Here is a 26,991-nt window from a genome sequence, read left to right on the forward strand (position 1 = left end):
CCCCCTCACATCGGAGTGAACATGGGCACCACCGTCTTCGAACGCCGACGTCCGCCGCAGGGGGTCGTCGACGACTCCCTGCGCGAGACGGCTCTCCGCGTGTTCTGGCTCGACGACGTCGATCGGCCGACGCATCCCTCCCTGAAAGGGACGGTCCGCGCGGATCTCGCGATCGTCGGCGGTGGGTACGCCGGCCTGTGGACCGCCGTGCGCGCCAAGGAACGCGACCCCGGACGACGCGTCGTCCTACTGGAGGCGTCGCGGATCGCGTGGGCCGCGTCCGGCCGCAACGGGGGCTTCTGCGAGTCGAGCCTGACGCACGGCCACGAGAACGGTGTGAACCGCTGGCCGGAGGAGATCGACCGGCTCGAAGAGCTGGGGCACGCCAACCTCGACGGCATCGAGGAGACGATCGCGCGCTACGGCATGGACGCCGAGTTCGAGCGCACCGGACAGCTCGCCGTCGCCGTCGAACCGCACCAGGTCGACTGGTTCCGCGAGGAACCCGGATTCCTCGACCGCGAGGCGGTGCAGGCGGAGGTGCACTCGGAGACGTTCCTCGCCGGCGACTGGGACCGCGAAGGGTGTGCGATGGTGCACCCCGCGAAGCTCGGCGTCGAGCTGGCACGTGTGGCTGCCGACCTCGGCGTCGAGATCTACGAGCACAGCCTGGTGCGTGCGATCGAGGGCGACGGGTCCGGCCCCATCGCCCTCGTCACCCCGAACGGCCGGGTGGTCGCCGATGCCGTCGCGCTGGGGACGAACGTCTTCCCTTCCCTCCTCACACGCAATCGTCTGATGACCGTGCCCGTGTACGACTACGTGCTGATGACCGAGCCGCTCTCCACGGAACAGCTCGCCGCGATCGGCTGGTCGAACCGGCAGGGCCTCGCCGACAGCGCGAACCAGTTCCACTACTACCGCCTCACCGCCGACAACCGCATCCTGTTCGGCGGCTACGACGCGATCTACCACTTCGGCGGCAAGGTGCGCCCGGAGTACGAGGACCGCATCGAGAGCCACCGCCGGCTCGCCTCGCACTTCTTCACCACGTTCCCGCAGCTCGCGGGCCTGCGCTTCACGCACCGGTGGGCGGGCGCGATCGACTCGTCCAGTCGGTTCTGCGCTTTCTTCGGCACCGCGCGCAAGGGACGCGTGGCCTATGCGACCGGCTTCACCGGTCTCGGTGTGGGCGCGGCGCGCTTCGCCGCCGACGTGATGCTCGACAAGCTCGCGGGCGAAGAGACCGAGCGCACCGAGCTGCGGATGGTGCGGGAGAAGCCCATTCCGTTCCCGCCCGAGCCCGCCGCCTCGATCGGCGTCAACCTGGTGCGCGCGGCGATGGATCGAGCCGACCACAACGAGGGCAAGCGCAACCTCTTCCTCAAGACGCTCGACGCCCTCGGCATGGGCTTCGACTCATGAGCGGCCTCGCTGCGGGCGGCGGAGTGGATGCCATCGCCCTGGACCTCGCGCATGCTCCCCTACCCGCGGACGAGGTGATCGCCGGAGCTCCGACCACCGCCGTGCACGAGCTCGCGACCCTCGGCGGTGTCGAGGTGGGCATCTGGGAGATGACGCCGGGCACCGCCACGGACACCGAGACCGACGAGGTCTTCGTCGTGCTGTCGGGCCGTGCCACGATCGCGTTCGCCTCGTCCGGGCTTCCCGATCTCGAGGTCGGCCCCGGCTCGGTGGTGCGCCTCGCGGAAGGCATGCGCACCACCTGGACCGTCACCGAGACGCTCCGCAAGGTCTACGTCGCCTGACACCCCGGCGCGTCGTTCGATGTCAGCCGAGCAGTGGTCGCACGGACGCATAGGCGTCCGCGACGTCGCGCGTGGGGACGTCGTAGACCCGGGCGATGCCGTGCACACCCTGGTGACGCGGCCAGCCCGGGTCGCCGGTGGTGATGAAGGCGACGGCGGCCCCGTGCACCTCATCGGCCAGCTCCTGCGGAGGGTTCGGTCCGGCGAGCGGCTCCATGGCCGGACCGTCGAGGCAGTCGAAGAAGAACGGCACGTCGAGGCAGTGCTCGGCGAAGCCGAAGTGTCCGGACGGCCAGGAGAACCGGTACAGCCAGGTCGGCGCGTCACCGCGGTCGGCCACGATCTTGAGCAGCGCCGTGCGGAACATCCGATCGGTCAGCAGCCGACCGCCCACGCGGGCATTGCCGAGTCCGGTGATGTCGGCGTTGGCGGCCAGGTACGCCCGCCGCGCGCTCTTCGGCAGCCCGAGCCGCTTCAACAGGAGCGACCGCGGCACCCAGCGCAGCTTCTTCTCGGCCCCCGCGAACACCATGGTGAACTCGTCATCGGTCGCGCCGAGCACGAGAGGTTTGTCCGCACCGACCCCCGCGGCGATCGACTCCCGGGTAGGACGCACGAGCAGATCGCCGTCGACGGCAGGGCCGAGCGGGAGGCCGTCCTCCACCACGCTGCCGAGAGCATCGGGGCCGAGCTCGGTCGCCTTCTTCTGCAGTTCGAGGATGCGGTCTTCGGTGAGGGAGGAGAACCCGGCCACGGTCGGCTCCACCCCGGCGGACGCGGCGAGCCCCCGACCGAACTCCTCCGCGCGCGCCGGAGCCACATCGGCGAGGGCTCCGGAGATCGCGTAGACCCCGTGGAACAGGTGCTGCGCCTTCTCCATGCCGAGCAGGGTCAGCACGGCCCCACCCCCGGCGGACTGCCCGGCGATCGTGACCCGCGACGGATCCCCGCCGAAGCGGGCGATGTTCTGCTGCACCCACTCCAGGGCGAGCAGCCAGTCGCGCACACCGCGGTTCGACGGCGCATCCTCGATCCACCCGAAGCCGTCGAATCCCAGACGGTACGAGAGCGACACGGTCACCACGCCGTCGCGGTTGAAGTTCCGGCCGTCGTACCAGGGACTCGCCGGGGAGCCCGCGAAGTAGCCGCCGCCGTGGATCCAGACGAGCACCGGAAGACCGGTCCCCTGCTCGGTGGTCTCCGGGCTCGGGGTGAAGACGTTCACGTTGAGCGTGGAGTCGCCCTCGATGCTCGGCTCGGGGATGAGCGTCACCCCTGGGTCGCCGCGCTGTGCGGTGGCGGCGAACTGGAGCGCGTCCCGCACGCCGTCCCACGGCGCCTTGAGCACCGGAGCCTGGAAGCGTAACGGGCCGGTCGGCGCCTCTGCGAAGGGGATGCCGAGGAAGGCCGCCGTCCGCGGGTTGCCCCGCCCTCCCGTGGTCGGGCGCCAACGACCACGCACCCGTCCTGCGGTGGTGTCCACCTCGACGAAATCGGCGGCCGTCTCGAACTCGGTATCGGTCATCACAGCATTCTCCCGGTCATTCGTGGTCATCAGCGCACTCCCTTGATCGGTGCGGTCGCGACGGCGGCGAGGATCACGAACACGATCGCGAAGATGAAGAGCATCGCATAGCCACCGAGGGACGTGATGATGACTCCGCCGATCGCCGGGCTCAGCGCCTGCGGCACGTTGGTCGCGACGTTGAGGATGCCGAGGTCCTTGCCCGCCGACACCCCCTCGTTCGGCAGCACTTCGGTCATCAGCGCGGCATCCACCGACATGTACAGACCGAACCCGATGCCGTTGATGACGCTCATCAGGATCATCCCCGTCATGTTCGGCTGCAGCACGGGCATCGCCAGACCCACCACCATCACCGCGGAGGCGACGTAGATGAACACCTTGCGACGACCGACCTTGTCGCTCCACCATCCGGACAGGCCGATCGCGATCAGCGTCGGGACGAACGCCACGAGGGTAAGGGTGACGACGGCGCCCTGCGCATCCGCGAGCGGCAGCCCGATGTAGTCGGTGAGCATGTAGAGCTGGTAGGCGCTGACGACGAAGTAGCCGAGGATCAGCAGGAACCGGGCCGTGAACGCCCACGCGAAGTCCGGGTGACGGCGCGGATCGATCCAGAAGCCCCTGAAGAACGCACTCCAGCGGAACGGATCGACCGAAGCGTGCCGCGAGGACCAGTCCCGGTTCACGAACGCGAACAGCAGCGCCACCACGATCACGGCACCACCGAACACCGCGTAGCCGACGCCGATCTGCGCGGCGAAGGCACCGGCGAGCATGACGCCGACCGTCATGCCGACCTGCGTGCCGAGTCCGATCATCGCGCTCGCTCCGCCGCGCTTCGAGCGCGGGAAGCGGTCGGCGGTGATCGCGGTGAGGGGCGCCTGGAAGAAGTTCAGCGCCACCTGGATGATCACCCAGAACACCGTGATCCAGAGGATGTCCGTCAGGGACCCCATGCCGAACAGGAAGACACCGCCGACGATGGCACCGAGCACCATCCACGGCACGCGGCGCCCGAAGCGCGAGCGCGTGCGGTCACTCAAGGTGCCCACGATCGGCTGCGCGAACAGCGTGAACACGAAGGAGATCGTGGTGACGACGGCGAGGTTGCCGACCTTGTTCGCCTCGTCGATCATCAGCACCTGACTGGGCAGGAGGATCGCGATGAGACCGCCGTAGGTGGCGAACAGGGTGAGCGAGGCGATCAGCAGGCTGGGCAGCAGTCGCCGGTTCGCGGGCGGGCTCGCCGCCGGTTCTCCGGCCGCGGGCGGGGCTGAGCGGATCGTGCCGGTCGGGGCGAGTTCGGCGGCCGGGTCGAGAGGGGGAAGGGACATGTCGGCTCCTCGTTGAGCGGTTGCGATGAATACCAAACGATGTTCGGTATTCATCGGACATGCTGGCAGATCGACCGCCCCTGCCGCAAGACATTCACGAACGATGTTTGGTTTTCGTGATCCGGACACGACGGATACCCTGGGGCCATGTCGACACGAGGGGCCTACGCCAAGGGCGTGGCGAAGCGCGAGGAGATCCTCGACGCGGCGCTCGCCGTCGTCGCCGAACACGGGTACCGGAAGGCTTCCGTCCGCGAGATCGCGGATGCAGCGGGACTCAGCCCCGCTGGGCTCCTGCACTACTTCGGTTCCAAGGAAGAGCTGTTCGTCGCGATCCTGCGCGCCCGAGACGACCGGGACCAACAGCAGTACGCGGCCGAAGACGCCTCCGCAGCTTTCCTCGCGATCATGCGCCACAACGCATCCGTGCCGGGCCTCGTCCAGCTGTATGCGCAGCTGGCCGCGGAGGCCGGAGACCCCTCGCACCCCGCGCATGCCTACTTCCGTGAGCGCACCGACCGCATCGAAGCCTTCACGCGCGCGCAGGTCGCCGCCGACCAGGAAGCCGGCCTCCTCCGAGCCGACCTCGATCCGGCCTGGGTCGTCCGCTCGCTGCATGCCCTGGCCGACGGGCTCCAGACCGCGTGGATGCTCGATCCCTCCCTCGACATGGCCGCCGAGATCGAACAGTTCCTCGTGTTGCTACGCCCGGTGTGATCCCGCGTCGAGGGGTGTCACCTCGGCGTGCGGCATCCGCGCCCTCATGATCCCGATCGCCTCGGGGTTGTCATCGACGAGCACGGCATCTCGACCGAGTACCGATGCCACCGCGCCGGTCGTCCCGCTGCCCGCGAACAGATCGAGCACCCGATCGCCCGGGCGGCTCGAGGCCGTCACGATCCGCCGGAGGATCCCTTCGGGCTTCTGCGTCGGATAGCCGGTCTTCTCGCGGCCGGTCGTCGGCACGATCGTGTGCCACCACACGTCGGTGGGGAGCTTGCCGCGAGCCGCCTTCTCGGGAGTCACGAGCCCGGGGGCCATGTACGGCTCGCGGTCGACCTCGTCCGAGTTGAAGACGTACGCCCGAGGGTTCTTGACGTAGACCAGGATCGTGTCGTGCTTTGTGGGCCAGCGACTGCGCGACTTCGCGCCGTAGTCGTACGCCCAGATCAGCTCGTTCAGGAAGCAGTCGCGCCCGAACACCGCGTCGAGCATCACCTTCGCGTAATGCGCCTCCCGGTAGTCGAGGTGCAGGTAGAGGGTGCCGTCGTCGGCGAGCAGTCGCCACGCCTCTTCGAGCCGCGGCATCAGGAAGGCACCGTAGTCGTCGAAGCGGTCGTCGTAGGCACGGAGGATTCCGCGCACCCGCTCGTAGGCATGGCCGTGGAATCCGTGGCGCACCTCGGTCTCGGGCACGGCGGGCCCCGGTTCAGAACTCCTCAGTTCTGCACTGTTCACACCCTCGGCACCGCCGGATTCCCGAACGGGCTCCGCGACCGCCGCGGATTCCTGCGGAGTTGTGAACGAGCGTCGCGCGGTCACGACCTGGCGCTCCTGCGTGCGACCGGTGTTGAACGGCGGATCGAGGTACACGAGCGTGAACGACGCCGACGGCAGAGTGGCCGCGACCAGGAGGTTGTCGCCCTCGATGATCGTGACCGCACCGGTGCTCGGGGTCGGGAGGTCAGGCTCCGGAGCCGTCACGGCACCCGATGCAGCCATGCCTCGGTGGCGAACTTCGAAGCGACGAGTGCCTCGGCATCGGCATACTCGTCCGCTGTCACCGATCCGGTCTCCGCGTCGGTCAGCGAGCGGAAGGTGTCCTTGAAGCGCTCGATGATCTCCGCACGCTCGAGCCCGGTCTGCGTGCGCAGCGGATCGACCCGCTTGGCCGCCGACGTGGTGCCCTTGTCGCTGAGCTTCTCGCGCCCGATGCGCAGAACCTCGGTCATCATCTGACCGTCGATGTCGTAGGAGAGGGTGGCGTGGTGCAGCACTCCCCCGTTCGCGAGTCGCTTCTGCGCGGCACCCCCGATCTTGCCGGTCGGGCTCGCGATGTCGTTGAGCGGCTGGTAGACCGCGTCGATGCCCAGCGACCGCAGGGCCTGCAGCACCCAGTCGTCGAGGAACGCGTAGGAGTCGGCGAACGTCATGCCCGCGACGAGGGACGCCGGCACGTAGAGCGAGTAGGTGATGATCTGCCCGGCGGCCATGAGCATCGCCCCGCCACCGGAGATGCGGCGGACGACGTCGAACCCGTGCTTCGCAGCCCCTTCCGGATCGACCTCGTTCCGGTAGGACTGGAACGACCCGATCACGACGGCCGATTCGTCCCATTCCCAGATGCGCAGAGTCGGACGACGTCGTCCCTCGCCGACGCGTGAGGTGAGAACCTCGTCGAGCGCCAGGTTCATCCGGGGCGACACGGCCGCGTCGTGCACGATCTCCCAGTCGAAGTCACGCCATCCCGGAGCGGTCACGAGCGCGCGGCGCACCGCGGTGCCGACGGCCTCGGGGGTGAATCCGAGCAGCTGTGCACCGTCGGGCAGAGCTCCGCGGACGGCGGCGGCGATGGCCGAGGCATCCGACTCGGCGGGCATCCCGTTGACGGCGGCGTCGATGTCGTCCAGCGCCGAGTCCGGCTCGAGGAAGAAGTCGCCGGCGAGGCGGAAGCGAGCGATCCGGTCGTCCTCGATCTCGAGGTCGACGACGACGAGCTTTCCGCCTGGAACCTTGTATTCACCGTGCACGGTTCCAGCTTAAGGCGCGGAACTCCGCCCGCGGGGCCCGTGCGGGATGGATTTCGCGCCTCGCACCGACCCCTCAGGCGCGTTTTCGATCCCGCACCGCCGCGGGGAAGAAGCCGTCAACGCGCCGGGATGTGCTTGTCGAGCCAGGAGAGCACGTCGGCTCGCACCTCGTCCTGCTGCAGTTCCGCGAAGATCTCGTGGCGCGCGTCCGGATAGACCAGCGTCGTGACGTCGGTGAGCCCGGACCGGTTGCGGTACTCGTCGGCGAGCTTGTGCACGCTGCGGGGGCCGCCCACCGGGTCGTCGCGCCCGACCAGCAGCAGCATCGGGATGTCGTGGCCGAGGTCTTTCGCGGGCCGGCCGTAGAGCTTCGCCGCCTCGATCGGACCGAAGAGCTTGAGGAGCGGAACGTCGGTGGTCAGCGGATCCTCGTCGAAAGCGGCCCACACGGCCGGGTCACGGCTGAGCCATTCGAGGCCGGTGGCCTCCTCGCCGGCCCACCGGGCGTTCAGGGGCGCTGCGTTGAGCGACCCCGGCATCCGCAGTGCGGACCCCGAGAGGATGACGGCGTCCCAGGCTTCGGGATGGTCGTTGACGAGCATCTGCGCCAGGAACGAGCCCCAGGAATGCCCGAGCAGCACGAGCGGCAGATCGGGGTTCTCCGCACGGATGATGCCCGTCAGCTGCCAGACCGCCTCCTCAGCCGCGCGCAACCCGCCCTTGCCCAGGCGTCCGAGCTTCTCGGGGCCGCCGTGCTGACGGATGCCGGTGCGGCCGTGGCCCCGGTGGTCATCGGCGTACACGTGGAAGCCGGCGGTGGTGAGAGCCCCGATCAGGGCGCCGTATCTCCCGGCGTGCTCCCCGACGCCGTGCAGAAGCTGCACGACTCCGCGGGGCGTCCCGTCCGCAGGATGGACGTCATAGACGATGTCGACGCCATAGGCATCGGTGAACTCGCGGGTATCCATCACGGTGCGAGCCTATCGAGAGCACGGAGGAGCGGCTACCGCGCGAGCGCATCCCGGATCGCGAACGCGGTGTCGCGGTCGGTCACCTCGTAGCCGCCGACCCCATCGGAGGCCGATCCCATCCGCACGCCGCCGTCTTCGAGCACGGCCCGCTTGGCGGAGAAGTGAAGCGCGTCGACGCCGGCGGCCGCGAGCACGGGGGCGCTGTCGACGTCGACCCCGCTGCCTGCCATGACCTCGATCTCCCCCTCGGCTGCGGCGACGAGAGCACGCAGAGTGTCGATGCCGTCGATCGCGGCGGACGCGCCCCCCGAGGTGAGCACTCGGCGCAGACCGAGCTCGCGGGCACTGCGCAGCGTCGCGACCGGGTCCGCGGTCATGTCGATGGCACGGTGCAGCGTGACGGGGGCTCCCCCGGCAGCGTCGCGAAGCCGCGCCATGGCGAACAGGTCGAGGCGTCCCTCGGCGTCGAGCGCGCCGATGACCACCCCGCTCGCACCGGCACTGATCGCGTGGCGGACGTCGCGCTCGGAGACGGCGAGCTCATCCTCGGAGTAGTGGAAACCGCCGGCGCGCGGCCGGATCAGCACATGCACCTCGGGGCCGGCCTGTCCGGCCGCCTCGACCGACAGGCCGACGGTCGCGGGCGACGGGGTCAGCCCACCGAGGGCGAGGGCCGTCGCGAGCTCGACGCGGTCGGCGCCGACTTCTGCGGCGATGCGCACTCCTGCGGGGTCCTGCACGGCGATTTCGAGAGCGATCGTTCGGGTCACCCCTCCATTGTGCCCGGCCTCGGCCGCACCCGAGGGCCAGAAAATTAGATAGGCTATCTAAGTAATGTCTGCGTCCGATGAATCCCTCCACCTCACCGCCACAGACCTGCGTATGGCCACCTTCCGCCTGGCTCGGCGCCTCCGGTGCGCACGGGCCGCGGACTCGATGAGCGACGCGCAGCTCGCGGTGCTCGCCGACCTGCGCATGAACGGTCGCCGCACGATCTCGACCCTCGCCGAGCGCGAGCGGGTGACGGCACCCTCGATGACCAGCACGATCAACGGCCTCGAGGAACAGGGCTTCGTCGTGCGCACCCCCGACGAAGACGACCGTCGACGCGTGCAGGTCGACATCACCGACGCCGGCATCGAGATCGTCGCCGAGACCATCCGGCGGCGCGACGAGCTGCTGGCCGACATGCTGCGCGAGGTGGACTACACCGAAGACGAACTCACCACGCTGCGCGAAGCGAGCGCGTTGATGCGACGGGTGGTGGAGCGATGAGCGCGATGTTCCGTTCCTTCGCGAACATCAACTACCGGATCTGGTTCGCCGGAGCCCTGGTCTCCAACGTCGGCGGCTGGATGCAGGCGACAGCCCAGGACTGGGTCGTGCTGACTGAGCTGACCGACAACGACGCGACCGCGATGGGCGTCACGATGGCCCTGCAGTTCGGGCCGCCGCTCGTGCTGGTGAGCCTCACCGGCTGGGTGGCCGACCGGTTCGACCGACGACACATCCTGTTCGCCACGCAGTCGGCGCTGCTCGCCCTGGCCGTCGCGGTCGGCGTGCTGCTGCTGAACGGCCTGATGACGCTGCCGATGATGTTCGGCTTCGCCCTCGGGTTCGGCATCGTGAACGCTTTCGACGCTCCCGCCCGACAGGCCTTCGTCTCCGACATGGTCTCGACCGGCGACACCTCCAACGCGGTCGCCCTGAACTCGGCGTCGTTCAACCTGGCGCGGATGATCGGCCCGGCGGTCGGCGGTCTGCTGATCGTCGCGATCGGTTCCGGCTGGGTCTTCATCGTGAACGCCGCAACCTTCCTCGCGATGATCCTCGCCCTGTCGATGCTGCGCACGGGCCTCCTCGCGCCCCGCCTCAAGAGCCGCAGTCGCGGTGGCCTCTCCGACGGCTTCCGATACGTATGGGGCCGCAGCGATCTGCGGGTGGTGTTCGTCACGGTGTTCTTGATCGGCGCGTTCGGCATGAACTTCCCGATCTTCGCCTCGACCATGGCGCTCGAGTTCGGCGCCGGGGCCGACGGCTACGGCGTCCTCAGTTCCGTTCTCGCGATCGGCTCCCTCATCGGCGCGCTGCTGGCGGCGCGCCGCGACAGGGCCAGGGTGCGGGTCGTCATCCTCGCGGCCGGAGGGTTCGGTATCGCCGCGTTCGTCTCCTCCGCGATGCCGACCTACGCGTCCTATGCCGTCACCTTGACGTTCACCGGCTTCATGATCGTGACCCTGCTGACGACCGCGAACGGCTACGTGCAGATCACGACCGAACCGACCCTGCGCGGACGGGTGCTCGCCCTCTACATGGCGGTGATCATGGGATCGACCCCCGTGGGCGCGCCGATCGCCGGGTGGGTCGCCGACGTCTTCGGACCGCGCGCGGCCATCATGCTCGGTGGCACAGCCGGATTCGTCGCGTGCGCGATCGGCGTCATCTGGGTCGCGACCTCGGGGCGCCTGCGTCGCGCCGAGAACCGTCGATTCCTGCTCACCCTCGACGAGACCCGTCCGCTGCGGGTCGTCGAGGTGGACCCGATCGAGTTCAGCGACGAAGCCGCCGTGACCACGCCGATCCGCAGCCCGAAGAACCGCGACGACGATCGCTGACCCTCCGCGCCGGGTTTGTCAACGCCCTCCACGGCTGCCCCGGCCGTACGTATCGTCGTCGCATGGATGAGAACACGGAACGCACCCCCCACTCGACGGACCCGGCAGAGGGCGCACCGGAAACCGCCGTCCCGGACGAGGACTCGGGCCAGGGCGACGGCACCGGCGGAGCGATCCAGGGCGACAGCTCCCGGGGCGAGTCGACCGGTGGCGCCATCCAAGGCGACGCAGGTCAGGGCCATCGCTCGGCCCTTGGCGGTGACGAGAACACCGAGGAGCAGCTCGACGCGGACAACGAGGCCGAGGAGGACTCGCTGAAGACGCTCGACCCGGACTCCCCGCCCGCCTGAGCGCGGCAGGGGCTCAGGCCAGCACGAGCTTGAGCTGCTCCACCGCCCAGTCGAGTTCGGTCGCGCGGATCACGAGCGGCGGCGCGATGCGGATGGTCTGCCCGTGCGTGTCCTTGACGAGCACACCCCGCTCGAGCAGCTTCTCGGCGATCTCGCGGCCGGTGCCCTTCGCGGGGTCGATGTCGACTCCGGCCCAGAGACCGGCGAGGCGCACGGCCGTCACGCCGTGGCCGATCAGCGGCTGGAGGGCTTGGTCGAGGTGAGCGCCGAGTGCGCGCGCCCGCTCCTGGAACTCGCCGGTCTGCAGCATCTCGACCACGCGCAGGCCCACGGCCGCCGCGAGCGGATTCCCGCCGAAGGTCGAGCCGTGCTCGCCGGGCCGGATCACGCCGAGCACGTCGGCGTCGCCGACCACGGCCGAGACCGGAAGCAGGCCGCCGCCGAGGGCCTTGCCGAGCAGGTACAGGTCGGGGACGACGCCTTCCCGGTTGCACGCGAAGGTCTCCCCTACCCGCCCCAGGCCCGCCTGGATCTCGTCGGCGATGAACAGCACGTTCTTCTCGTCGCAGATCTCACGGATGCGGCGCAGGTAGCCCTCCGGCGGGATCACGACACCCGCCTCGCCCTGGATCGGCTCCACGAGCACCGCCGCCGTCTCGTCGGTGATGGCCGCAGCGATCGCGTCCGCGTCCCCGTAGGGCACGACGTCGAAACCGGGCGTGTACGGACCGAAGTCGTCGCGAGCCGTCTCGTCGTCGCTGAAACTGACGATGGTGGTCGTGCGACCGTGAAAGTTCCCGGCCGCGACGATGATGCGCGCCTTGCCCTCGGCGATGCCCTTGACGCGGTATCCCCAGGCCCGGGCGACCTTGATGCCGGTCTCCACGGCCTCGGCCCCGGTGTTCATCGGCAGCACGAGCTCTTTGCCGGCGAGTTCGGCGAGTGCCGCGGCGAACGGTTCGAGCCGGTCGCTCTGGAAGGCGCGGCTGACGAGCGTTACGCGTCCGAGCTGTTCGGTGAGCGCCGCGACGAGGGCCGGATGCCGGTGGCCGAAGTTCACGGCGGAGTACGCAGCGAGCAGGTCGAGGTAGCGTTTGCCCTCCACATCCGTCACCCAGGCACCCTCGGCGCGGGCGATGTTCACCGGCAGCGGGTGATAGTTGTGCGCGACGTGCGGCTCGGTGCCCGCGGTGGTGGTCTCGTCGAGGGCGGTCACTTCGCACCCCGCAGTTCGAGCGTGCAGCACTTGATCCCGCCACCGCCGAGGAGAAGCTCGGAGAGGTCGATCAGGATCGGGTTGTACCCGCGCTCGCGCAGCTGCTTCTCGAAGCCCTTCGCACGCGGCGAGATGACCACGTTGTAGCCGTCGCTCGCCGAGTTGAGGCCGAACACCGAACCGTCCTCATCCGAGACGAGGATCGCGTCGGGGAATCGCTCTTCGAGGATCGCGCGGCTGGCGTCGTCGAAGGCACCGGGGAGGTACGCGATGTTCGCGCGCTCGGGGCCGCCGTTCTCCGTGCCCTGCACCGGATCGAGCACGGCGATGGCGGTGTCGAGGTGGTAGAAGCGCGGGTCGACCAGGGTGAGCGAGACGACCTCGCGGCCGAAGACCTCGCCGACCTCGCGGTGGCTGTCGCCCGTCGACCGGAAGCCGGTGCCGGCCAGGATCACGTCGCCGACGAGGAGGAAGTCACCCTCACCCTCGTTGACCTCCTTCGGCATCACGGTGTCGAAGCCCGCGGCACGGAACCAGTCGGCGAAGGCCGGGGACTCGCCCTGACGCTCGACGAAGCGGAACTCGGGCACGTAGGCGCGACCGTCGATGAGGAACCCGCCGTTGGCCGTGTAGACCATGTCGGGGTATCCGGGGAGCGGATCGATGAGCTCGACCTCGTGGCCCAGCTCGATGTACAGATCGTGGAGCTTCTGCCATTGCGCGACCGCGTTGGCGGTGTCGGTCGGCCTGGTCGGCTCCATCCACGGGTTGATCGAATAGTTGACCGTGAAGTGCTCCGGCTTGCACATCAGGTAGCGGCGGTGGTGCGCGGTGCGGGCGGGGGCGGGGGAGACGGCGGCTTCAGGCGTCGACATGGGTGCTCTCCTCGGAGGACGGGCGCGGCGGACGCTGTCCAGGGGCCCGGCGGTCCTTCGACCCTTCGCTCGTTCAGAGCGGGCGTCGGGGAAGATGCGACTCGGGCACGCCGGGGTCCATTGTGTCACCCGCCGCCTGTATGCCGCCAGAGCACCGCGCGGGTCGGTTCAGGAGCCGGAGCCGGAGCCGGTGACGACAAGCTTGCCGACCGTATGACCGGCCGCGATGCGAGACAGGGCGGTGGCGGCCTCCGAGAAGGGGTACTCCTGTTCGACCACGGGAACCACACGTCCGTCGGCCACGAGTTCGAGGAGCTTCGCGAGCACTTCCGGACGCGGAGTCGCGGCGAGGGGACGGATGCTCCGCGATCCGATCGACAGGAACACCGCGCGCAGCATCCGGGGGATCGGGCCGAGCACGTGTCCGCCGTCTCCCGTGACCAGCACCACGGTGCCGCCGGAAGCGACGAGGCGCTTCAGCTCCCGCAGCGGCATCCCCCCGGCGATGTCGACGATCGCGTCGAACCGTCCGGCGGGGAGGTCGGCCAGCGGGGACTCCCGGTGATCGAAGGTGCGGACGGCGCCCAGCCGCTCGACCAGCGGTGCGTTGCGGGCACGGCAGGTCGCCCAGACCTCGGCCCCACGGAGCGCCGCGAGCTGCACGGCGAAGGTACCGACACCACCCGAGGCGCCGATGATGAGGACGCGCGGCGTCCCGGCATGCGCGAGCCCCACCCCGGCGAGGTCGAGCGCCTGCCACGCAGTCCCCCCGGCCACCGGAAGGCACGCGGCGGACTCGGGCGCGATGTCGGGCGGGATCGGCACGAGCCGTGAGGCCGGCACGCTCACGTATTCGCCGAGGCCTCCGCCGCCGACGAGCTCTCCGACCACGTCCTCCCCCAGCTCCGCGCCCACGACGTCGGGCCCGAGTGCGACCACGGTGCCGGCGACCTCCATACCGCGCACCGGATGCTTCGGACGGGTCAGGCCGTACACCGGCCGGACGAGCAGCGGATCACCGAGGAGGAGACGCACATCGCCCGCGTTCAGGGCTGTGGCGCTCACCCGCAGCAGCACCTCCCCACGACCGGGCGTCGGGACGGGGATGCTCTGCAGCGTCACGCCGTCGGCCGCGCCGTAGGTCTCCCGGGACCATGCCTGCATCGACCGGTTCATGCGGATGCTCCTGACGTGTCGGGATACTCGAAGATGTCGTCGAGGCCCACACCGAACGCGCGGGCGATCTGGAAGGCGAGCTCGAGCGTCGGCGAGTACTTCTGCTGTTCGATCGCGATGAGCGTCTGGCGGGTCACACCGACCGTGCGTGCGAGTTCGGCCTGGGTGAGTCCTGCCTGTTCGCGGTGCACACGGATGGAGTTCGAGACGCGGGTGGGCTTGACCATCAGACGAGTCCTCGCCGGTAGGCGATCACCCGCGCGATGCCGCCGACGAGCGCCGACACCGCGAAGCCCGCGAACATGGTGTTCGCGATCCAGAAGACGTCGGCTCCGACGGCGCACAGCGCGATGACTCCGAGTCCCGCGACCACGACGAAAGCCTGTTCGACCCGTCCGCCCATGCGGCTGATGTCGCGGTCGCGGATGTCCGAGCGACCCACCCCGTCCGGATCCGTCATCCCGGCGATGATCCCCCAGACGATGCTGAGGACGATGGTCGCGACGATGCCACCACCGATCACCCACAGCATGAGCGGGAACCAGTCGACGCCGGTGAGCGGTCCTCCCCCGGCCTGCTGAAGCACCAGCACGACGTACACGACCATCACGATCGGGCTGACGATGAGCCCCGACCAGGCATTGCGTTCTTCGTAGACCATGACGCCTCCGATGTAAAAGATTCTTGACACACTCAGCGTACGTCTGCGAAATGCATGTGTCAAGAATTCTTTACATCCGGGGCGATCCCATGCCGTTCCAGTCGCGATATGGCGCCCTATTCGAGGGAATCGGGTGCCATATCGCGACGGGAGCGGAGGGACGCGACGGGAGCGGAGGGACGGACGGGACCGGAGGGACGCGACGGGAGCGGAGGGACGCGACGGGAGCGGAGGGACGCGACGGGAGCGGAGGGACGGACGGGAGCGGAGGGACGGACGGGAACACGCGTGAGAAGCGTCAGATCACGTCACTGCTCCACGGGTCGAGGTTGCCGTAGCGGTGCGCGGTGATCGAGATCGACTGCTCATGCACGAACGGCAGCAGCTCGATGCGGGCCGCGCCCGTCACCTCGCCGTCGTACACCGCGAGGTCGGGATCGCCGACGGAGGCCGTGGCGAGCTTCGCGCGCAGCGCGGCCACCCCCTCACGACCGCCGACCAGCCGCACGCGGTCGGCCACCGGAAGCGCGACGCCCTCGGGACCAGCGTCCTGCCGCTGCAGGCGCTGCAGCCACTCGTCGTCGCTCTCCAAGAACACGGGGGCGTCGAGATCGCTGAGCGCGCGACGCACATCGGCGGGCAGCCCGACCGGAGTCGAGAGGACGAACGCCGCTCCGGCGCGCACACCGGCGATGACGACGCGCAGCAGCTCCTGCAGTCCCGCATCCGCCGTCGCGCGGACCTCGACCGGCACCGGACGGTAGCGGAACAGGTTCCGCTCGACATCGAGGTGCGACACGTCGCGCACCTGCCCGAACTCGCGGTCCCAGGCCAGCGCATCGGACAGCGCCGATCGACGCAGCCACTCGAACGACTCGTAGGCGAGCGAGGACTGCGCCGACTCGATCAGAGCCGTGATGCGGGAGTCGAGTCCGCGCAGGTGCAGCGTGCTGGACGCCGGGCCGCCCGCCTGCGAGCGCCACGACCCCAATCCGATCAGGTAGTTCGGCCCGCCCGCTTTCGCGCCGGGACCGACCGAAGACCGTTTCCACCCACCGAACGGCTGCCGTTGCACGATCGCGCCCGTGATGCCGCGGTTCACGTACAGGTTCCCCGCCTCGACCCGATCGAGCCACAGGGCGAGATCGTCCGGGTCCTGCGTGTACAGCCCGGCGGTGAGGCCGTAGGCGACGGCGTTCTGCATCTCGATGGCCTTCGCGAGGGTGGGGGCATGCATGACCCCCAGCACCGGGCCGAAGAACTCCTCCGTGTGGAAGCGCGACCCTGGCTGTACTCCGACGCGGATACCGGGCCGCCACAGTCGTCCGCTGCCGTCATCGCCCTCGGCGAGCGCAGGCTCGATCAGCCACTGCTCCTCCCCCTCGAGCTCGCTCAGCGCCCAGGCGAGCTTGCCGTGGGGTCGCTCGATCACCGGCCCGACCTCGGCCAGCGGATCGGTCGGCGGCCCGATGTGCAGCGAGCGCACGGCATCCGCGAGCTGGCGCGCGAACCGCGGGGACCGGCCGACCGGGCCCACCAGGATCGCCAGCGAGGCGGCGGAGCACTTCTGACCGGCGTGGCCGAAGGCACTCTTGACGAGATCGGCGACCGCGAGATCGAGGTCGGCGGACGGGGTGATGATCATCGCGTTCTTGCCACTGGTCTCCGCGAGCAGCGGGAGGTCCGGACGCCAGGAGCGGAACAGCGCGGCCGTGTCCCACGCCCCCGTGAGGATCACGCGATCGACCGCCTCGTGCGTGATGAGGTCGCGACCGAGATCGCCCTCTTCGACGTCGACCAGCGCGAGCAGATCACGAGGGATGCCGGCCTGCCACAGCGTCTCCGCGATGACGGCGGCGCAACGACGTGCCTGCGGGGCGGGCTTGAAGACCACGCCGGAACCGGCGGCGAGCGCGGCGAGCACCCCGCCCGCCGGGATCGCGAGGGGGAAGTTCCACGGCGGGGTGACCACGGTCACGGATGACGGCACGAAGACGGCCCCGGCGATCGCGTCGAGCTCGCGTGCCTTCGCGGCGTAGTAGCGGGCGAAGTCGACCGCCTCGCTCACCTCCACATCGGCCTCCGCGAAGACCTTTCCGGTCTCCGAGGCAGCGACCTCGATGAGATCCGCCCGCCGCCCTTCGAGCGCTGCCGCCGCGCGGAGCAGCACCTCGGCCCGCTCCGCAGCGGGTCGTCCGCCCCAGGCGGGAGCGGCGCGGCGGACACCCTGCACGATCCGGTCCAACGCCGCGGCATCGTCGACCCGCCCGGCAGCGACCGTCGCGGCGCCGAGATCGGACCCGGGGATGCGCTCGCGCACCTCGCGCGCCCAGTCGCGGTTCGCGGGGAGGGCGGGGTCGGTGTCGGCCGTGTTGACGAACCCCGGAGCGCCGCCCGCGTCGTGCTCCAGTTCGCGGGCGGAGTACACGGCCGTCTCGAGGAAGGCCTCCCGTCCGCCGTCGTCGGATCCGCGGGAGATGCCGAGCACCGCCTTGGTGAGGTCGGTCTCCGGGGCGGGAGCCGACGGGACGGGCCGCACGGACTCGTGCACGGGGGCGTGCCGGTCCTGGGTGCGACGCGGTCCGGTGCGGAGAGTCGGATCGGCGGCGCGATCGAGTGCATCGAGGAACCGGTCCTGCTCGCGCACGAACAGGGACTCGTCCTCGCCGAGCCGGAGCGCCGCGGAGAGGAAGTTCTCCGCAGAGGCGTTCTCCTCCAGCCTCCGCACCAGGTAGCTGATCGCGACGTCGAACTCGGCGGGCTCCACCACGGGCACGTAGAGCAGCACCGGACCGACTTCGCGGGAAACGGCCTGCACCTGCCCCTGCGCCATCCCGAGGAGCATCTCGAACTCGACGGCGTCCCGGACACCGCGCTCACCGGCGAGGAGCCAGGCGTAGGCGATGCCGAAGAGGTTGTGTCCGGCGACACCGATCTTCACCGCCGCCGTGTGCTCGGGTCGCAGTGCCCAGTCCAGGCAGCGCAGGTGGTTCGCATCGGTGTCGAGCTTCGTGTCGTAGGTCGCGGGTTCCCATCCGTGCATCCGCGCCTCGACCCGCTCCATCGCGAGGTTCGCACCCTTGACCAGCCGCACCTTGATGCGGGCCCCGCCGTGCGCGACGCGATCCTGCGCCCAGGCGGTGAGCTCCTGCAGGGCGGGCAGCGCATCGGGGAGGTAGGCCTGCAACACGATCCCGGCTTCGAGTCCGGCCAGACGCGGATCTTCCAGGAGGCGCGTGAACACCGCGATGGTCAGATCGAGGTCGCGGTACTCCTCCATGTCGAGGTTGATGAACGTGCTGTCCCCCGCGGCCGTGAGGTACAGCGGCAGAAGCCGTTCGACGACCTCGTCGACGACCTCGTCGAACGCCCACATCGACAGGTGGCTGACGATGGCGGACACCTTGACCGAGACATAGTCGACGTCCGGTCGCTGGATGAGTTCGTGGATGCCGTCGAGGCGACGCCGCGCCTCCGCTTCGCCCAGAACCGCCTCGCCGAGCAGGTTGAGGTTGAGCCGGGAACCGTCCGCGGCGATCCGCTCGATGGCGGCGCCGAGCTTCGCGTGGCGGGCGTCGACGACGAGGTGCCCGACCATGTCGCGCAGCACCCTGCGGGCGATCGGCACGACGGGTGCAGGGAGGATGGGGGCCACTCCTCCGCCGAGGCGCACCACGGAACGCAGGTACCACGGGAGGAACTCGGGCACGATCGGAGCGATCCGGCGCAACTGCGAGGCGGCAGCGGTCAGGCTTTCGGGGCGCATCACGCCGTCGACGAAGCCGAGCGTGAACGGGAGGCCGTTCGCGTCCTGCAGCACCCCCGCGAGCCGGGCGGCCGCGGGGTCGGGTTCGACGGCCGCGGCCTCGATCGCCCACCGCCGAGCGAGCTCGACGGCGCGGTCTGCGAGGGGTGCGGATGCCACGGCATCCGGCGGGGTGTCGGCCATGGATTTCAGCCTAGGTCGGGAGCAGGATCCCCCGGCCGTTCGAATCGCGCAATCGGTCGCTTTTCCCTCTCGGATGGCGTCGATCGCGCGATTCGAAACCGAGGTCACAGCGCCGCGATGATGTCCTCCACCCGCTGCTTGGCATCACCGAACAGCATCGAGGCATTGTCGCGGAAGAACAGCGGATTCTGCACCCCCGCGTAGCCGGCGGCCATCGAGCGCTTGAACACGATGACGTTCTCGGCCTCCCACACCTTGAGCACCGGCATCCCGGCGATGGGGCTGCCCGGGTCCTCGGCCGCAGCCGGGTTCACGGTGTCGTTCGCCCCGATTACCAGCACCACCGAGGTCGACGCGAGGTCGTCGTTGATCTCGTCCATGCTGAGAACGATGTCGTACGGGACCTTGGCCTCGGCCAGCAGCACGTTCATGTGACCGGGAAGGCGCCCGGCCACCGGGTGGATGCCGAACCGCACGTCCACCCCGCGTTCGCGGAGCCTGTGGACCAGATCAGCCACCGGGTACTGCGCCTGAGCGACGGCCATGCCGTAGCCGGGTGTGATCACGACGCTGCCCGCGGCGACGAGCATCTCGGCCGCCCCCTCGGCGGTGATCTCACGGTGCTCGCCGTACTCGGTGTCGTCCGCGGACGGTGCGGCGATCCCGAAACCGCCCGCGATGACGGAGAGGAACGAGCGGTTCATGGCCTTGCACATCACGTACGACAGGTAGGCACCCGACGAGCCGACCAGCGCACCCGTGACGATCAGCAGGTCGTTGTTGAGGAGGAAACCCGCCGCGGCGGCCGCCCAGCCCGAGTAGCTGTTGAGCATCGAGACGACGACCGGCATGTCGCCACCGCCGATCGAAGCGACCAGATGCCAGCCGAGGGCGAACGCGAGCACGGTGACCGCGATCAGGAGCCAGAGCTGCTGGTCGTTCACGAACCACACGGTGAGCGCGACGAAGGCGACGAGCGCGCCGACGTTCAGTCCGTTCTTGCCGGGGAGCATGAGCGGCGCGGAAGACATCCTGGCCGATAGCTTGAGGTAGGCGACGATCGATCCGGTGAAGGTGACGCCGCCGATGAAGATCCCGATGAAGACCTCGGCGTTGTGGATACCGACGAACTCGGGGGCGAGCTCCGGGTGCGCGAGGTAGCCGTTCCAGCCGACGAGCACGGCTGCCAGACCGACGAAGCTGTGCAAGAGCGCGATGAGCTCGGGCATCCCGGTCATCTCGACGACCCTGGCCCGCCAGAGCCCGATGGCTGCGCCGACCAGCACGGCGGCCACCAGCAGGCCGAGACCGAGGAACGCACCGGTGCTCCAGGCGTCGGCGACGGTGAGGGCGACGGTCGCGACGAGCGCGATGGTCATGCCGGCGATGCCGTACACCACCCCCGCGCGTGCCGACTCGTGGCGGCTGAGGCTCGCGAGACTCAGGATGAACAGCAGGGCGGCGACGATGTACGCCGCTCCGACGAACGCGTCGATGGTCATTTCCGGCCACCCTTCGCCGAGTTGCCGAGGGTGAACATCGCGAGCATCCGGCGGGTGACCGCGAATCCTCCGAAGATGTTGATGGATGCCAGCAGCACGGCGATCGTCGCGAGCACCTGCACGACCGGAATCGGTGAGGTGACCTGCAGCATCGCGCCGACGACGATGACGCCGGAAATCGCGTTCGTCACCGACATGAGCGGGGTGTGCAGCGCGTGGTGCACCTTGCCGATCACGGAGAAGCCAATCACGACCGAGAGCACGAGCACGGTGAAGTGCTGCGGAAGCGGCGCGGGTGCGAACGCGTTCACGGCGAAGAGGGCGGCGATGCCCAGCACGATCAGGGTCACCCGGCGCGCCGTCGACATCTTCTTCGGCGGGGCGACCTCGACGGGATCCGCGGCGGCTCTCGCAGCGGGCGCGGCGGCGACCTGCACGGCGGGCGGCGGCCAGGTGACCTCCCCGTCGCGGACGACGGTGACCGAACGCTGCACCACGTCGTCGAAGTCGATCACGAGCCGTCCGTCCTTCGCGGGCGTCAGCAGGGCGACCAGGTTCGCCAGGTTCGTGCCGTAGAGCTGGGATGCCTGAGAGGCCAGGCGCGACGCCAGGTCGGTGTACCCCAGGATGATCACACCGTTGTCGGTGACGATGCGTTCGCCCGCGACGGACCCTTCGACGTTGCCGCCCTGCCCCGCGGCCATGTCGACGATCACGCTGCCGGGCTTCATCCGGGCGACATCGGACGCCGTGATCAGGCGCGGTGCCGCACGCCCGGGGATGAGGGCGGTCGTGATGATGATGTCGACGTCGGCCGCCTGCTCGGTGTAGATCTCGGCGGCCCGTCGGTCGTAGTCCGCGCTCGTCGCCTTCGCATAGCCGTCGGTGGACGCGGCGACCTCGACGTCGACCGGGAGGTACGTCCCCCCGATCGAGGTCACCTGGTCGGCGACTTCGGGGCGCGGATCGGTGGCGCGGACGACGGCTCCGAGGCTCGACGCCGCACCGATGGCCGCGAGCCCCGCGACTCCGGCTCCCGCGACGAGCACCTTCGCCGGCGGCACCTTGCCGGCAGCGGTCACCTGGCCCGTGAAGAAGCGGCCGAACTCGTGGGCGGCTTCGACGACCGCCCGATATCCGGCGATGTTCGCCATCGAACTGAGCACGTCCATGGACTGCGCCCGCGAGATGCGGGGCACCGCATCGAGAGCGACCGCGGTGATCCTGCGCTGCGCGAGAGCCTCGACCAGGTCGGGACGCAGTGCCGGCGACAGCAGGGCGATGAGGGTCGCCCCGTCGGCGAGGAGGGCGATCTCCTCCGGTCCGGGCGCCGTGATCGCGAGCACGATCTCACTCCCCCACGCCTCCGCCCTGTCCACGAGTACGGCACCGGCGGCTTCATAGTCCGCATCGGGGAACGACGCCGCCGCTCCTGCTCCTCGTTCGACCCTGACCGTGTGTCCCAGCCTGCCGAGCGACGCGATGGTCGCCGGGGTGGCCGAGACCCGTGCTTCGCCCGCAGGCTCCCGCACGATGCCGATGACTGCCACTGCTTCCTCCTCCACCCGTCTGCGTCGACGGGATCACCGGGGCGTCCGCGCCCCTGACTTCCCGCTCAGAGTACTGAGAGGGCGATCGGGAGCAGCCCTCTTTCGGCTCTATGACGGGGAAAGAAGCGAGGTTCTTACGGAAAGCAGAGGAGGAGATCGCGGCGAGAGCGGCTCAGCCCCAGACGCTCGGAGCCTTCACGCGCACGGGCGGGAGGGCGGATGCCGCGGCCCAGTCGTGCACCCAGGCGTCGATCTCCGGCACGCCGTCGGGCTTGCCGACCGCAGCGAAGAGCTCTTCGTTGCTGACGGTACCCCCGGTGCGACGCAGCATCCGGGCGCGCACGATCGCCCGGGCGTAGACCTCGCCGTCGACCACGGCCCGGTGCTCCAGGAAGAGGGCCTTGTCGTCGTGCCCGATGAAGCGCGACTGCACCTCGAACCGCTGCCAGAGCTGCAGCGACTTGCGGAACGTGACCGTCTCGCTGGAGACGACCGCGTACCAGCCGCGGTCCTTCATGGCGTCGAACAGTCCGGTGCGGATCAGCTGGTCCCAACGCCCGAGGTCGAACAGCGACAGATAGCGACCGTTGTTCATATGGCGCAGGATGTCGAGGTCGGTCGGCAGCGTCGTCAGGGTGATGCTGCCCACCGCCGTCGGGTCGAGGGTCTTCCCCCGTCGCACGCGGCGGCGAGCGCCGAGGATCACCAGAAGGGTCCGCCAGATCACGTTCACGAGGATCGATCGTAGCCAGACGCGCACGAATCACGAACATCGTTGTGCGAACCCTCCATCCCGTGACGCCCCGTCTCCGCGGGTCTCCGCTCGATTTCCTGTTCGCGGACGCCGCGCGTAGAGTCACGAACATGAGCGCCGAAGCCCAGCCTGAAGTCATCGTCCGTCCGGTCCGTGATGTGGATGCGGAAGCCCTCGGTCGCGTGCACGCCCAGTGCTGGCACGAGACCTACGACCACCTGATCAGCAAGGCAGCGCTCGAGAAGGTCTCGCCGCGGCGGATGGCCGAGCTCTGGACGCACTGGGCCTCGCAAGGCCCCGACTTCAAGATGAACGCCGCGCTCGTCGACGGCGAGATCGTCGGCTTCGTCGGTTCGGGACCGGCCCGCGACAAGGATGCTCCGGCGTTCCGCGAGCTCTACTTCATCTACCTGCTCGACGCCTGGCACTCGACCGGTATCGGCCAGAAACTGTTCGACGCCGCCGTCGAGAAGGACGAGCCGCTGTACCTGTGGGTCGCGGAGGACAACCCCCGTGCGCACCGCTTCTACACGCGCAACGGCTTCCACCTCGACGGCGCATCGCACACCGAGCCGTTCCTCGGTGAGACGCTGACCGAGGTCCGCTTCGTCCGACCCTGACGCGGCGCGCCCGTGCGGGATCGATTTCGCACCTCGCACGTCCCTCGCAGGCACGTTCTTGATCCCGCATGCACCACACTTCGATCCTCGTCGGACTCACCGGTGGCATCGCTGCGGGCAAGAGCACCGTCGCTCGTGAACTGACGGCCCTCGGTGCGCGCATCGTCGACGGCGATGCGGCAGCACGTGACGTCGTCGATCCTCGGACGCCCGGCGGGGCTGCGCTCGTGCGTTCGATCGCCGAACTGCTCGACACCGACGTGCTCGCCGCGGACGGCACCCTCGACCGCGCCGTGGTGAGCGCACGAGTCTTCAGCGACGCCGACCTCCTCCGTCAGTACAACGCGCTGCTGCGCCCGGCGATCCTCTCCGAAGTCGGGGCGAGGATCGAACGCGCCCGGCGGGCACCTGGTGTCGTCGTCCATGAGATCCCGTTGCTGAGTCGCACGACGGCGCCGCTGCCGTGGACCTACGACCTGATCGTGACGGTCGAGGCAGCGGAGGACCTTCGGCTCCGGCGCCTGCAGGACGGACGCGGATACGCCCCCGCCGAAGCGGAGCGCCGCATCCGCGCTCAGGGTGAGGAAGTCGATCGGATCGCGATCGCCGACGTCGTCGTGCGCACGGACGGCACCCTCGAAGAGACGCGGAGCGCGACCGCATCGCTGTGGGAGCGTCTCACCGCAGATCGTCCACCGCGGTGACGATCTCGACGAGTGACCGTTCGACGTCGTCCTGGGCGTAGCCGAGCAGCGCCGTCTCGGCGGGGTCAGTGTCGTAGGAGATCACCGCACCACGACCCTGGACGATGAACCGATCGGGGAGGAACGGATGCTCCTGGTCTCGCTCCTCGATCACGCTCCCGCTGCCTGCAGCGTCCGCGAGCAGCTGGAAATACTCGCGGTAGGTGAGATTGCGATCCCCGATCAGATAGGCGCGACCCGCTTCTCCCCCATCGAGCGCGCCCTGCACGGCCTGTGAGAGCGAGCGCACCGACATGTAGTTCGTGCCCCCAGGAGGAGCGAACAGTTCTGGATCGGCGAGTTCCCCGCGCGTCCACGCGATCATGCGTGCGAAGCGACGCATCCCGCGCTCATCGGCACCCACGATCGACGGCGGGTTCAGCGTCATCGCCGCGAAGCCGTCACCGCTCAACACCCGCGTGCGCTCATCCGCATCCCGGCGAGCGGCGACATACGGGATGCGCGCCGTCCATTCCGGATGCAGATGGTGATAGTAGCTGCCGACCTGCACGAAGCGTCCGACACCCGCAGCCTTGGCCTGCGCGGCGAACTGCGGCACACCGACACTCTGCGTGCGCGCCCAGAACGCATCGTCCTCTTGTTCAGCGGGAACATGACGGATGTCGTTGCCGGCCGCGAACACGATCGCGTCGAAGCCCTCCAGCATCCGCGGCGACGTCCCGGTATCCGTGTAGTCCCCCTGGAGCCGCGGCATGCCCTGCACCGCGCGCGGATCTCGGTCCGATGGATCCCGACGCGCCATCACGGTGACGTCGTCGCCTCGGGCGGCGAGGTCGGCGGCGACATGGCTGCCGATCATCCCGGTCGCTCCGACCACCAGCACCCGGCTCATGCGAACACCGCCCGGCCGTCGGAGATCACGGGTACGCCATCGCGTCGGAGTTCGAAATCGCCGTCGGGCCATGATTCGACCTCGAGCGTGTCGCCGGGGAGCACCGGCCCGCTGAAACGGCCCTGCAGCGCGGTCAGGTCAGCCGGATGCGCCCCCTGCTCCGTGGCGAGCACCAAGGTGGTCGAGGCGAGGGTGCACAGCCCCTGCAGGATCGGCCTCGGCTGCCCGATGCGAGCCGACGCCTCCGGATTGATGTGGATATGGTGCCGGTCACCGGTCAGGCGGTACAGGGCGGCCTGCGTCGGGAAGGTCCGGACCACGGCGCCGATGCCCGCAGGACGTGTCACGGGCGCAGTCCGCGACGCACCGCGCTCTCCGCCGAAGCCGCCGAGACCGGGGGCGAACAGCGACCACATGGCGGTGAATTCCTCGCACTCGACGATCACGTCGAAGATCGCCGCCGAGCCCTTGTCCCAGACTTCGCCGACCCGGCCCGAAAGTCGCAGCGCACCGGTGCGGGGCAGTGGCCGACGCACCTCGAGCGTCTGCGAACCGTGCACGGCCCGGTCGTCGAACGCGCCGGCGCCGGCGAGGACATCGGGTGCCCATTGCGCAAGCGTGAGGCCGAACGTCGGCAGCACCCGCAGCCGGTCTTCGAAGACGAGGTCGAGGTCGGTGGCCTGCGCGCCGACAGCGAGCGCATAGAGGATGACGTCCTTCTCGTCGTACCCGATGGTCCGCTCGCCGAGGTCGCGCCCTGCCCAGTCCGCCGCGCTCATGCGCCGTACACCGCCTCGGGCGCGGTGCCTTCGGTGACGAGCGCCCGGACGGCATCGCCGACCTCCGCCGCCGACCAGCGTCGATCGAGTTCGCGGACTGCGCCGTGTCGCCACCCCTCTTCGAGGCAGATACGGCCGCCCTCGACTTCGATCACACGGCCACTGATCGTGCAGTCGGCACTCGCGAGCCACGCCACCACCGGCGAGACGTTCGCAGGATCCATCCGGTCGAAGCCGCCATCCGGTGCGGCCATCGCGTCGGCGAAGGGCCCCTCGGTCATCCGAGTGCGCGCGGAGGGGGCGATCGCGTTGACGGCGACGCCGTAGCGTCCGAGTTCAGCCGCGGCGACGAGGGTGAGAGAAGCGATGCCGCCCTTGGCAGCCGAGTACGCCGCCTGCCCGATGCTGCCTTGAAGGCCGGCTCCCGAGGAGGTGTTGATGACACGCGCGAGGGGCTGCCGTCCTGCCTTGGATTCCGCACGCCAGTATGCGCTGGCGTGGCGAAGCGGGGCGAAATGGCCCTTCAGATGCACGCGGATGACCGCATCCCATTCGTCTTCGCCGGCATTGACGAGCATCCGGTCACGCACGAATCCGGCGTTGTTGACGAGGATGTCGAGACGGCCGAAGGTGGACACGGCTTGCTCGACGAGCTCTGCGGCTTGGCCGAAGTCCGCGATGTCGGCGCCGTTGGCCACGGCGTCGCCGCCCGCGGCACGGATGATCTCCACGACCTCCTGCGCCGGACCGACCGAGTCTCCGGCACCGTCCAACGTCGTGCCGAGGTCGTTGACCACGACCGCGGCACCCTGCCGAGCGAGTTCGAGAGCGTGCTCGCGGCCGAGGCCGCGCCCCGCCCCGGTGACGATGGCGACGCGGCCTTCGAGGATTCCTGCCATGAGTCGACTCTCCTTTGAGGCTGTGGCTGCTGCGGACCGCTCTGAGAGCGGTGGATGCACCCGATGCTACCAACCAAGCAATTGCTAGGGCAAATGT

General features: G+C 69.5%; 26 protein-coding genes. 8 read left to right on the top strand and 18 right to left on the bottom strand.

Annotated features, from left to right (window positions below; genetic code table 11):
• Positions 1–21 precede the first annotated feature (21 nt).
• A complete protein-coding gene (locus LRQ07_RS15230; protein ID WP_256535094.1) occupies positions 22–1,425 on the top strand; it encodes an NAD(P)/FAD-dependent oxidoreductase in 1,404 nt (467 codons plus the stop codon).
• A complete protein-coding gene (locus tag LRQ07_RS15235) occupies positions 1,422–1,769 on the top strand; it encodes a cupin domain-containing protein (protein WP_131494358.1) in 348 nt (115 codons plus the stop codon). Before LRQ07_RS15230 ends, LRQ07_RS15235 begins: the two co-directional genes overlap by 4 nt.
• A gap of 22 nt (positions 1,770–1,791) precedes the next feature.
• Here the strand turns inward: LRQ07_RS15235 and LRQ07_RS15240 are convergent, their stop codons facing one another.
• Together LRQ07_RS15240 and LRQ07_RS15245 are read right to left on the bottom strand one after the other, a co-directional pair.
• Positions 1,792–3,294, bottom strand: a complete 1,503-nt coding sequence (locus LRQ07_RS15240; RefSeq protein WP_256535095.1) for a carboxylesterase/lipase family protein — start codon at positions 3,292–3,294, stop codon at positions 1,792–1,794.
• Between the two features lie 29 nt (positions 3,295–3,323).
• Complete coding sequence (locus tag LRQ07_RS15245) at positions 3,324–4,631, bottom strand: MFS transporter (RefSeq protein WP_256535096.1); 1,308 nt, start codon at positions 4,629–4,631, stop codon at positions 3,324–3,326.
• 147 nt (positions 4,632–4,778) lie between these two features.
• Between LRQ07_RS15245 and LRQ07_RS15250 the strand changes: the two genes are divergently transcribed.
• Positions 4,779–5,348 (top strand): TetR/AcrR family transcriptional regulator, encoded by a 570-nt coding sequence (locus tag LRQ07_RS15250; protein ID WP_131494361.1) that lies wholly within the window; start codon positions 4,779–4,781, stop codon positions 5,346–5,348.
• Here the strand turns inward: LRQ07_RS15250 and LRQ07_RS15255 are convergent.
• From LRQ07_RS15255 to LRQ07_RS15270, 4 genes are all read right to left on the bottom strand, one after another.
• Positions 5,334–6,353: a DNA-methyltransferase gene (locus tag LRQ07_RS15255; RefSeq protein ID WP_256535097.1), complete on the bottom strand. Its 1,020-nt coding sequence runs from the start codon at positions 6,351–6,353 to the stop codon at positions 5,334–5,336. The genes LRQ07_RS15250 and LRQ07_RS15255 overlap by 15 nt on opposite strands.
• Entirely contained in the window at positions 6,332–7,381 is a 1,050-nt protein-coding gene (locus LRQ07_RS15260; RefSeq protein WP_131494363.1) for a biotin/lipoate A/B protein ligase family protein, read from the bottom strand. Before LRQ07_RS15260 ends, LRQ07_RS15255 begins: the two co-directional genes overlap by 22 nt.
• 116 nt (positions 7,382–7,497) lie before the next feature.
• The gene (locus LRQ07_RS15265; protein WP_256536450.1) at positions 7,498–8,349 is read right to left on the bottom strand and encodes an alpha/beta fold hydrolase; all 852 of its coding nucleotides are present in this window, start codon (positions 8,347–8,349) and stop codon (positions 7,498–7,500) included.
• Between the two features lie 35 nt (positions 8,350–8,384).
• Positions 8,385–9,122, bottom strand: coding sequence for a copper homeostasis protein CutC (locus LRQ07_RS15270; RefSeq protein ID WP_256535098.1), 738 nt, complete (start codon positions 9,120–9,122; stop codon positions 8,385–8,387).
• A 64-nt stretch (positions 9,123–9,186) separates the two neighbouring features.
• Between LRQ07_RS15270 and LRQ07_RS15275 the strand changes: the two genes are divergently transcribed.
• From LRQ07_RS15275 to LRQ07_RS15285, 3 genes are all read left to right on the top strand, one after another.
• Entirely contained in the window at positions 9,187–9,627 is a 441-nt protein-coding gene (locus LRQ07_RS15275; RefSeq protein ID WP_047520323.1) for a MarR family winged helix-turn-helix transcriptional regulator, read from the top strand.
• Positions 9,628–9,632: 5 nt separating this feature from the next.
• The gene (locus tag LRQ07_RS15280) at positions 9,633–10,967 is read left to right on the top strand and encodes an MFS transporter (RefSeq protein ID WP_232763366.1); all 1,335 of its coding nucleotides are present in this window, start codon (positions 9,633–9,635) and stop codon (positions 10,965–10,967) included.
• A 62-nt stretch (positions 10,968–11,029) separates the two neighbouring features.
• Entirely contained in the window at positions 11,030–11,317 is a 288-nt protein-coding gene (locus LRQ07_RS15285) for a hypothetical protein (RefSeq protein ID WP_047520327.1), read from the top strand.
• A 13-nt stretch (positions 11,318–11,330) separates the two neighbouring features.
• On the opposite strand, the gene rocD is transcribed toward LRQ07_RS15285, so the two are convergent.
• The 9 genes from rocD to LRQ07_RS15330 all read right to left on the bottom strand — a co-directional run bounded on the left by rocD (position 11,331) and on the right by LRQ07_RS15330 (position 22,979).
• Positions 11,331–12,533: an ornithine--oxo-acid transaminase gene (gene rocD / locus LRQ07_RS15290; protein WP_256535099.1), complete on the bottom strand. Its 1,203-nt coding sequence runs from the start codon at positions 12,531–12,533 to the stop codon at positions 11,331–11,333.
• A complete protein-coding gene (ddaH, locus tag LRQ07_RS15295; protein WP_047520331.1) occupies positions 12,530–13,408 on the bottom strand; it encodes a dimethylargininase in 879 nt (292 codons plus the stop codon). The genes rocD and ddaH overlap by 4 nt, the downstream gene beginning before the upstream one ends.
• Before the next feature lie 168 nt (positions 13,409–13,576).
• The gene (locus tag LRQ07_RS15300) at positions 13,577–14,584 is read right to left on the bottom strand and encodes an NAD(P)-dependent alcohol dehydrogenase (RefSeq protein ID WP_256535100.1); all 1,008 of its coding nucleotides are present in this window, start codon (positions 14,582–14,584) and stop codon (positions 13,577–13,579) included.
• Positions 14,581–14,811, bottom strand: coding sequence for a helix-turn-helix transcriptional regulator (locus LRQ07_RS15305; RefSeq protein WP_256535101.1), 231 nt, complete (start codon positions 14,809–14,811; stop codon positions 14,581–14,583). The genes LRQ07_RS15300 and LRQ07_RS15305 overlap by 4 nt, the downstream gene beginning before the upstream one ends.
• On the bottom strand, positions 14,811–15,245 hold the full coding sequence (locus LRQ07_RS15310) for a hypothetical protein (RefSeq protein WP_256535102.1): 435 nt from the start codon (positions 15,243–15,245) through the stop codon (positions 14,811–14,813). Before LRQ07_RS15310 ends, LRQ07_RS15305 begins: the two co-directional genes overlap by 1 nt.
• 298 nt (positions 15,246–15,543) lie before the next feature.
• Complete coding sequence (locus LRQ07_RS15315; RefSeq protein WP_256535103.1) at positions 15,544–19,194, bottom strand: proline dehydrogenase family protein; 3,651 nt, start codon at positions 19,192–19,194, stop codon at positions 15,544–15,546.
• 104 nt (positions 19,195–19,298) lie between these two features.
• A complete protein-coding gene (pntB, locus tag LRQ07_RS15320; RefSeq protein WP_256535104.1) occupies positions 19,299–20,696 on the bottom strand; it encodes a Re/Si-specific NAD(P)(+) transhydrogenase subunit beta in 1,398 nt (465 codons plus the stop codon).
• The gene (locus LRQ07_RS15325; protein WP_232763360.1) at positions 20,693–22,246 is read right to left on the bottom strand and encodes a Re/Si-specific NAD(P)(+) transhydrogenase subunit alpha; all 1,554 of its coding nucleotides are present in this window, start codon (positions 22,244–22,246) and stop codon (positions 20,693–20,695) included. Before LRQ07_RS15325 ends, pntB begins: the two co-directional genes overlap by 4 nt.
• Positions 22,247–22,418: 172 nt before the next feature.
• A complete protein-coding gene (locus tag LRQ07_RS15330; protein WP_047523568.1) occupies positions 22,419–22,979 on the bottom strand; it encodes an acyl-CoA thioesterase in 561 nt (186 codons plus the stop codon).
• A gap of 131 nt (positions 22,980–23,110) precedes the next feature.
• Between LRQ07_RS15330 and LRQ07_RS15335 the strand changes: the two genes are divergently transcribed.
• Both LRQ07_RS15335 and coaE read left to right on the top strand, forming a co-directional pair.
• Complete coding sequence (locus tag LRQ07_RS15335) at positions 23,111–23,620, top strand: GNAT family N-acetyltransferase (protein WP_165875492.1); 510 nt, start codon at positions 23,111–23,113, stop codon at positions 23,618–23,620.
• Between the two features lie 68 nt (positions 23,621–23,688).
• Entirely contained in the window at positions 23,689–24,324 is a 636-nt protein-coding gene (coaE, locus tag LRQ07_RS15340) for a dephospho-CoA kinase (protein ID WP_256535105.1), read from the top strand.
• Here the strand turns inward: coaE and LRQ07_RS15345 are convergent.
• The 3 genes from LRQ07_RS15345 to LRQ07_RS15355 are packed head-to-tail and all read right to left on the bottom strand — an operon-like array spanning position 24,299 to position 26,894.
• Positions 24,299–25,216 carry an NAD-dependent epimerase/dehydratase family protein gene (locus tag LRQ07_RS15345; protein WP_256535106.1) on the bottom strand — a complete coding sequence of 306 codons (918 nt, stop codon included), beginning with the start codon at positions 25,214–25,216 and terminating at the stop codon, positions 24,299–24,301. The two genes, coaE and LRQ07_RS15345, sit on opposite strands and share 26 nt — an antisense overlap.
• Positions 25,213–25,995, bottom strand: a complete 783-nt coding sequence (locus tag LRQ07_RS15350; protein ID WP_256535107.1) for a MaoC/PaaZ C-terminal domain-containing protein — start codon at positions 25,993–25,995, stop codon at positions 25,213–25,215. The genes LRQ07_RS15345 and LRQ07_RS15350 overlap by 4 nt, the downstream gene beginning before the upstream one ends.
• On the bottom strand, positions 25,992–26,894 hold the full coding sequence (locus LRQ07_RS15355; protein WP_256535108.1) for an SDR family oxidoreductase: 903 nt from the start codon (positions 26,892–26,894) through the stop codon (positions 25,992–25,994). Before LRQ07_RS15355 ends, LRQ07_RS15350 begins: the two co-directional genes overlap by 4 nt.
• Between the last annotated feature and the right edge of the window lie 97 nt (positions 26,895–26,991).

Origin of the sequence: Microbacterium sp. J1-1, from assembly GCF_024498615.1 — a bacterium.
Taxonomy (GTDB): Bacteria; Actinomycetota; Actinomycetes; order Actinomycetales; family Microbacteriaceae; genus Microbacterium; species Microbacterium aurugineum.

Bases quoted from the DNA above. Each gene is read 5' to 3' on its own strand.
- LRQ07_RS15230 (WP_256535094.1), top strand. From the start codon at position 22: ATGGGCACCACCGTCTTCGAACGCCGACGTCCGCCGCAGGGGGTCGTC.
- LRQ07_RS15235 (WP_131494358.1), top strand. From the start codon at position 1,422: ATGAGCGGCCTCGCTGCGGGCGGCGGAGTGGATGCCATCGCCCTGGAC.
- LRQ07_RS15240 (WP_256535095.1), bottom strand. From the start codon at position 3,294: ATGACCGATACCGAGTTCGAGACGGCCGCCGATTTCGTCGAGGTGGAC.
- LRQ07_RS15245 (WP_256535096.1), bottom strand. From the start codon at position 4,631: ATGTCCCTTCCCCCTCTCGACCCGGCCGCCGAACTCGCCCCGACCGGC.
- LRQ07_RS15250 (WP_131494361.1), top strand. From the start codon at position 4,779: ATGTCGACACGAGGGGCCTACGCCAAGGGCGTGGCGAAGCGCGAGGAG.
- LRQ07_RS15255 (WP_256535097.1), bottom strand. From the start codon at position 6,353: ATGGCTGCATCGGGTGCCGTGACGGCTCCGGAGCCTGACCTCCCGACC.
- LRQ07_RS15265 (WP_256536450.1), bottom strand. From the start codon at position 8,349: ATGGATACCCGCGAGTTCACCGATGCCTATGGCGTCGACATCGTCTAT.
- LRQ07_RS15275 (WP_047520323.1), top strand. From the start codon at position 9,187: ATGTCTGCGTCCGATGAATCCCTCCACCTCACCGCCACAGACCTGCGT.
- LRQ07_RS15280 (WP_232763366.1), top strand. From the start codon at position 9,633: ATGTTCCGTTCCTTCGCGAACATCAACTACCGGATCTGGTTCGCCGGA.
- LRQ07_RS15285 (WP_047520327.1), top strand. From the start codon at position 11,030: ATGGATGAGAACACGGAACGCACCCCCCACTCGACGGACCCGGCAGAG.
- ddaH (WP_047520331.1), bottom strand. From the start codon at position 13,408: ATGTCGACGCCTGAAGCCGCCGTCTCCCCCGCCCCCGCCCGCACCGCG.
- LRQ07_RS15300 (WP_256535100.1), bottom strand. From the start codon at position 14,584: ATGAACCGGTCGATGCAGGCATGGTCCCGGGAGACCTACGGCGCGGCC.
- LRQ07_RS15305 (WP_256535101.1), bottom strand. From the start codon at position 14,811: ATGGTCAAGCCCACCCGCGTCTCGAACTCCATCCGTGTGCACCGCGAA.
- LRQ07_RS15310 (WP_256535102.1), bottom strand. From the start codon at position 15,245: ATGGTCTACGAAGAACGCAATGCCTGGTCGGGGCTCATCGTCAGCCCG.
- LRQ07_RS15315 (WP_256535103.1), bottom strand. From the start codon at position 19,194: ATGGCCGACACCCCGCCGGATGCCGTGGCATCCGCACCCCTCGCAGAC.
- pntB (WP_256535104.1), bottom strand. From the start codon at position 20,696: ATGACCATCGACGCGTTCGTCGGAGCGGCGTACATCGTCGCCGCCCTG.
- LRQ07_RS15335 (WP_165875492.1), top strand. From the start codon at position 23,111: ATGAGCGCCGAAGCCCAGCCTGAAGTCATCGTCCGTCCGGTCCGTGAT.
- coaE (WP_256535105.1), top strand. From the start codon at position 23,689: ATGCACCACACTTCGATCCTCGTCGGACTCACCGGTGGCATCGCTGCG.
- LRQ07_RS15345 (WP_256535106.1), bottom strand. From the start codon at position 25,216: ATGAGCCGGGTGCTGGTGGTCGGAGCGACCGGGATGATCGGCAGCCAT.
- LRQ07_RS15350 (WP_256535107.1), bottom strand. From the start codon at position 25,995: ATGAGCGCGGCGGACTGGGCAGGGCGCGACCTCGGCGAGCGGACCATC.
- LRQ07_RS15355 (WP_256535108.1), bottom strand. From the start codon at position 26,894: ATGGCAGGAATCCTCGAAGGCCGCGTCGCCATCGTCACCGGGGCGGGG.